Annotated in this window: 5 protein-coding genes; 3 read left to right on the top strand and 2 right to left on the bottom strand. The window is 46.3% G+C overall.

The window, feature by feature from the left end; genetic code table 11:
- The coding region (locus VIP81_RS04225; RefSeq protein ID WP_331957228.1) for a hypothetical protein at positions 1-2,112 on the bottom strand (2,112 nt) is incomplete at its 3' end.
- 197 nt (positions 2,113-2,309) lie between these two features.
- Here VIP81_RS04225 and VIP81_RS04230 point away from each other — a divergent pair.
- The 3 genes from VIP81_RS04230 (at position 2,310) to VIP81_RS04240 (ending at position 4,503) form a co-directional block, all read left to right on the top strand.
- Positions 2,310-2,765 carry an SRPBCC family protein gene (locus tag VIP81_RS04230; protein WP_331957229.1) on the top strand — a complete coding sequence of 152 codons (456 nt, stop codon included), beginning with the start codon at positions 2,310-2,312 and terminating at the stop codon, positions 2,763-2,765.
- 86 nt (positions 2,766-2,851) lie between these two features.
- Positions 2,852-3,205, top strand: a complete 354-nt coding sequence (locus tag VIP81_RS04235; protein WP_331957230.1) for a YciI family protein — start codon at positions 2,852-2,854, stop codon at positions 3,203-3,205.
- A gap of 71 nt (positions 3,206-3,276) precedes the next feature.
- The gene (locus VIP81_RS04240; protein WP_331957232.1) at positions 3,277-4,503 is read left to right on the top strand and encodes an RNA polymerase sigma factor; all 1,227 of its coding nucleotides are present in this window, start codon (positions 3,277-3,279) and stop codon (positions 4,501-4,503) included.
- A gap of 92 nt (positions 4,504-4,595) precedes the next feature.
- Here the strand turns inward: VIP81_RS04240 and VIP81_RS04245 are convergent.
- Positions 4,596-6,204: alpha-L-fucosidase (locus VIP81_RS04245; protein ID WP_331957231.1), on the bottom strand; the 1,609-nt coding region annotated here is incomplete at its 5' end.

Below are 6,204 nucleotides of genomic sequence, written 5' to 3' on the forward strand. Positions count from 1 at the left end.
TTTATAGGGCAATGCGCTCCAGCTGCTCCATTGTTCATGTCCTTCCAGTCCTTCCATTTTTACGGCGTACCGGGGTAGCTGGTCATAGGATGCCGTAGCGAATTTAAACTGGAAGTTATTTTGTTTGCTGGAAAGACTGGCGGCAGTGGCTTCGGAAAGGGCGGTGCGCTGGGTGTCGGTGATTACCAATACAGATTGTATGGCTGGCAGCACTTCCGGCTGACGGATGTTGCCGGCCACCGCGAGATTATACAGGGAGAAGCCGTCTTCCGTACAGAAAAAGGTCCAGTCGCCAAACTGGTAAAGGTTTTCAAAATCGTTGACCATAAATACATTCCGGTGCCGCAGTGGCTGTATATGCAAATTGTTGGGCGACTGCCAGGTAAGCAAGGTTAGTTTGTTGTCGTTATTGATCACCCACCAGTGTTGTTCATCTGCCTTCATAATCCGGCGAATACTGCCCAGCGGCAACAGTAAACGATTCAGCAGGGTGTCTGGTTTAAAGGTCCCCGGCGTGGCTTCATAAAAAATGCCTTTGTCGGGTGATACAATCCGGATGCTGCCCTGGTAGCTCAACAGGTTCAACTTACCGGGTACGGGCAGCCCCTGCATTGCTTCCATGGGTGTTATGCGGAGGGCCTTGTCCAGTGTAGGCGCCAAGGTTATTTTAAATAAACCCATGTAGGCATGTCTTACCCAGATGTTTCCGTTTTTATCTTCCACCAATCCTTTGGCGGCAATGCCATCGGTACCGGCTATATGATGATGGTAAACAATCTTTCCCGCATCGTTCCGTTTGTAAATATCCAGTCCAAGATAATTGCCTTGTATATAATAGCCGGGGTATTGGAGCAATGGCTTGAAGGTCCAGCCGCCGGGTACATCCGATATTTTTTCTACCTGTTTATCATGAATGCGATAGGTGGCCGCATTGTGGCCGCAGATCAGCTGATGGTCGTATTCTACCAGGTTCCATACCTGCCCTTTTAATTCAGGCAGCAATGTAAAATCTTTGTCGCCTGGCGCCATACAAAACAGGCCATGGTTAGTGGCCAGGTAAAATCTATCCTGATACAAAGCGGCGCTGTACACCGTTCCCAGTTTACCTTCAATATCTTTGTAGTGAAGAAAGGGCGATTGCAGCACCACCTGGTCAATACCCTGATCCAGGGCGGCCCACAGATTACCGGCTTTGTCCGGAAACAATCCCAGTACCGTATTATTCTGTAGCGCATTGCGTTGATGGAGGTGCTGAAGGATATGACCCAGGCCATCGGTAATAATAATACCATTTAAGATAGAGCCAAATACAAACGTGTTTTCATTGATCCGTAAACAGCGGTTGGCTTCATTAATTTTGAGGAAGTCGCCGGCGGCAGAAGAAAAGGGTGTAAAGCTGCTGCCATCATAGAGAAACAACCCATTTTTGGTAGTACAGATCAGGATCTTATCGAGTGCATAGGGTAAGATGCCGGCAATGTTCATGCCTTTCATTACTTCACTGCCACGGATAAACGTTAAGGCATTGTCTTTATATTCAAATAGACCGATGCCTTTGCATCCCATCAGGTAGCGCCCTGCCACATAATGTATAAAGCTGATGGGCGAAGGCGTAACGGTGGTGGTAAGGTGGTTTTTCTTCCATTGGTAGATGCGGGAAAAAGAATGAAAGATCACGGCATTATCGTTGGCTGGCAGAATATTCCATATTTCTTCTCTCCGGAAAACACTATCGGTAATACCGCTGCTGAGCGAGTGATACTGCAACCTGCCATTGAGTAATTTTTCCCAGTAGCCGAATTCTGCAAATCCGCCGGTATAAATCTTATTGTGGCTGTCTACCGCTACCGACCTTACAATTTGCCGGTAGGGGAGATGATAGAGTTGCCATTCGCTGCCGTCGAAACGTAACAGGCCCCGGGAGTTCGCCACATAGATTTGTCCCTGCGCATCCTGCGCTACACACCAGTTTTGTTTATATGCATTGTATTCCTGCCGGGTGTAGTGTATTACTTCCGGGAGGCCAAGACCGGCAGGCATTGCCTGTGCAAGGATGTTGGCAGAGAAAAAAAATTGAATAACAAAAAGAAAGGCAATAGGCCACCTGTTCATGCTCAGCTACTTGTTGGTTGATGATCACGAATGTAGCTTTTTCCTTTGTTTTAGCGAGGGAGTCGGCTAATTTTGTGCTTCGTTTTTTCACCGGAAAGATGTATCTTAAGTAGCTGTTGCAAATATCTGTTCACTGTAGGGTGCCTCCGCCCTCGCGTTTAGCAAATCAACCACGTCATTAAAAACAGGCTCCCGTTATGCAAGTAATCAAATTTACCGCGGCTATCCGGATCAAGGCAAGTGCTGCGAACGTTTTTGACTATACGCAGGATTATGGCAAACGACTTCAATGGGATAGCTTCCTCAAAAAGGCCGACCTGATGGATGGCGCCAGTACGGCCGGTAAAGGCGTAAAGGCCTATTGTGTGGCGCAAAACGGTCTGGGGATGGTAACAGAGTATGTGACCTACAATCCGCCTAAAGTAACCGCCGTCAGGATGAGGAAAGGACCCTATATGTTTAAATCATTTCTGGGCTCATGGACCTTTAAAGCCATCGATCTTCATACTACCGAAGTCATCTTTCTATATTCTTTTGCCGTCAGGTTTCCGTTTACCCTACTGGCTAAATTTATCACGCGTCACCTGGAAAGTAATGTAAAACAACGACTGGCCGACCTGAAGTATCATATAGAATACCAGCAGGCAGTTTAAAAGATGGATGCACTTTGTCCAATCGGGGAAATTCCATTTGTTATGAAGGTATAGTCATTATTCAGGAACGCTAAAAACTTAAAGACATGGATGAGTTTATGTTAATTTTCAGACATCAGGACGGCAAAAAGATCGCTTCTCCGGAGCAAATGCAGATTTGGATGAAGCAAACGATGGACTGGATTGGCGGTATTGCTGCCCAGAACAAATTCAGCGGCGGCAACGGACTGCCTTTCGACGACGCCAGGATCGTACATTCCAACCAAATGGTCACCAATGGTCCTTTTGGCGAAATCAAAGAAACCATTGGCGGATACATTATCGTAAAAGGTAACTCCGTAGAAGAAGCCGTGGAATTTGCAAAAGGCTGTCCTATTTTACAGGGAGAAGGCAATACGGTAGAAGTCCGTAAAATTGCCAAGTCAGATGGTGTTCATTAAAAAGTAAATAGAGGCGATAACAACAATAATTGCATAAAAGTTATTGTTGTTATCGCCTCTTTGTTCGAATGATGCAACCTGATTTGATACCGCATTTGTTCCGGTCAGAATTCCGGAAAATTACAGCTGTCCTCTGTAAAGTGTTTGGTATGGAACATATGGAGATCGCTGAAGACCTGGCCAGCGAAACATTTCTGGCCGCACTGGAATCATGGCCCTACAAAGGGATTCCGGAAAACCCCACCGCATGGTTGTATCTCGTGGCTAAAAACAAAGCCAAAAATTATCTGCAACGAAACCAGCTTTTTGCCGAAAAAATTGCTATCCAAATAAAAAGTAACTCCCCGGAAGCCGCGGAAATGGACATTAACTTATCCGAAAAAAATATAGCAGACAGCCAGTTGCAGATGCTCTTTGCTATTTGTCACCCTGCTATTCCGGTGGAAGCGCAAATCGGCCTGGCCCTTCGTATCCTCTGTGGGTTTGGTATCGAGGAAATAGCCAACGCATTTTTAACCAGTAAAGAAACCGTCAACAAACGGCTTTTCCGGGCCAAAGAAAAGTTGCGCCTGGAAAAAGTAGAGATCCTGTTTCCCGGCAAAACAGAAATCAATAACCGGCTGGATACCGTACTGATGACATTATACCTGTTATTCAGCGAAGGGTATTATTCTGAAACACAGGATGTGGTGCTGCGGGAAGATCTTTGCCTGGAAGCCATGCGCCTGACTTATTTGTTGATTGAACATGCACCCACCAACCTGCCCCGCGTTAAGGCACTGTTTTCACTGATGTGTTTTCACGCCTCCCGCTTTGAAGCGCGGAAGAGTGAAAACGGTGAAATCGTATTATACCAGGACCAGGACGAATCCCGCTGGAACGAAGCACTCATTGCCCGGGGCGCCTATTTCTTACACGCCGCATCCGCAGGAAAGCATATGTCACGCTACCATGTGGAGGCAACTATTGCTTACTGGAATACACAGAAAACAGATACGCCGGAGAAGTGGGAAAATATTTTGCAGCTCTACAATCGTTTATTGCAAATGGTATATTCGCCCATAGCGGCGCTGAACAGAACCTATGCGCTCTCAAAGGTGAAAGGAAAAGAAGCGGCTATTGCAGAAGCGGAAAAGTTGCAGCTCTCGGGCAATCATTATTATTTTGTGCTGCTCGGTGAGTTATACACGGGTATTGATAACGCTAAAGCGATGCAGCATTTGCAGGAGGCATTAATGCTGGCTAAAACGGGTACGGATAAACGAACTATTCAGCAGAAGATGGCGGGGCTTGGGTAATAGGAGGGCGATAGGTCATAAAAAAAGCGCATTACTTTGAAAAAAGGTAACGCGCTTTTTTATGATTTCAATGTGTTTGAGAAAATTCGTCGTTATTGCTGCTGCCTAAAAATCCCCATCTCCGAAATCATCGGTTCCGTACGGGAGGAAGTGATACGCAATCTCACAAATTGTGCGTTCACATCCGGGAAGGTGAGCATCCGCTTATAACCAATGGTGGTGCCTTTGGTGGCTTCCTTCCATTCGTTGCCCGCCTTATATTCCAGCACAAAGTTTTCTACACGTTGTCCTTTCCGGATGTATTCCTGCAGGCGACATACATTGAATGTTTGTACCTTACCCAGATCGAATTCAATGGTGCCGGTGGTGTCTTTATCTTTGGTCGTCCAGTAGGTATTTTTGTTAGCATCGGCGAGGGCCTTTGTATTTTTATTATTGCTGGCAGTGATGGTTGCCTTACTAAGCAGGTTTTCGGAGAAGATGCGATCAATCGAATTTTTCCATGCCGTGAGATTTTTTACGTCGCTATCGGCTATCAGTCCTCGTTTATCCGGTGGGATATTGAGAAGTAATACCCCATTTTTTCCTACGGAATTAAAGTAGATATCCAGCAGTTTTTCCGGTGATTTTACTTTCTCATCTTCCTGTTTGTGATAAAACCATCCTGGCCGGATAGATACATCCGTTTCGGCAGGATACCATACCAGGCTGTTGGCTTTGTATAGCGCATCGCGGCTGCCCATATCTTCGCCGTTACCGTATCCAGAAGGTTTGATCAGCAGCTCTTTTTGTGATAAAGCAGCTACTGCGTTTTGATCTAAGTTATTAGCTGGCACTACACTCCATTCGGTGCTTCTGCCATAACCTGATTCGGTGCCTACCCAGCGTACATCCGGTCCCATTACCGCAATCACGGCGCCGGGTTGTAATTTACGGATGAGGGTATACCAACGCTGAAAATCGTAGACCTGCTTTTTTCCATTGGGACCTTCGCCATTGGCGCCATCAAACCATACTTCGTCCACGCGGCCGTAGTTGGTTAAGAGTTCCGTTAGCTGGTTAACAAAGTAATCATTGTAAGCATCGGAGCCATATACCGGGGAGTTTCTGTCCCACGGCGACAGATATACGCCGAAGCCCATGCCTGCTTTATGACAGGCATCTGCTACTTCTTTGACCACATCTCCTTTGCCATTTTTCCAGGGACTGTTTTTTACGGAGTGTGCTGTATACTTACTGGGCCATAAACAAAAACCATCGTGATGTTTAGCTGTCAGGATCACTTGTTTTATACCGCCGGCTTTGGCAGCCCGTACCCATTGGGTAGCATCCAGCTCGCTGGGGTTAAAAAGCGAAGGAGATTCTTTTCCATCTCCCCATTCCCTTTCTGTAAAAGTGTTCATACCAAAATGAAGGAAACCGGTGACTTCCAGTTCCTGCCAGCGCAGCTGCCGTTCCGTAGGACGTACATTGGCGGCTTTACGGATAATGGTGGCCGCATCATCGCCCGGTAAAATACTTACATAGGACGATTGTTGTGCGTGGGCCACCATTGCCGTTCCTACACTATAGGCAAGCGTTAAAAAAAGTAATTTTTTGTTCATGTTCAGCTGTATAAAAAGCCAGTATACAGCAATTTTTTTATTAAAAAAAACAAGGCCCTGGCATATTACCCGATGAACGCTTATCTTAACGTCATCA

This window comes from Chitinophaga sp. (assembly GCF_036566945.1).
Lineage (GTDB): Bacteria > Bacteroidota > Bacteroidia > Chitinophagales > Chitinophagaceae > Chitinophaga.

Excerpts from the sequence above, each read along its gene's own strand:
- VIP81_RS04230 (WP_331957229.1), top strand. The coding sequence starts at position 2,310 with ATGCAAGTAATCAAATTTACCGCGGCTATCCGGATCAAGGCAAGTGCT.
- VIP81_RS04235 (WP_331957230.1), top strand. The coding sequence starts at position 2,852 with ATGGATGAGTTTATGTTAATTTTCAGACATCAGGACGGCAAAAAGATC.
- VIP81_RS04240 (WP_331957232.1), top strand. The coding sequence starts at position 3,277 with ATGCAACCTGATTTGATACCGCATTTGTTCCGGTCAGAATTCCGGAAA.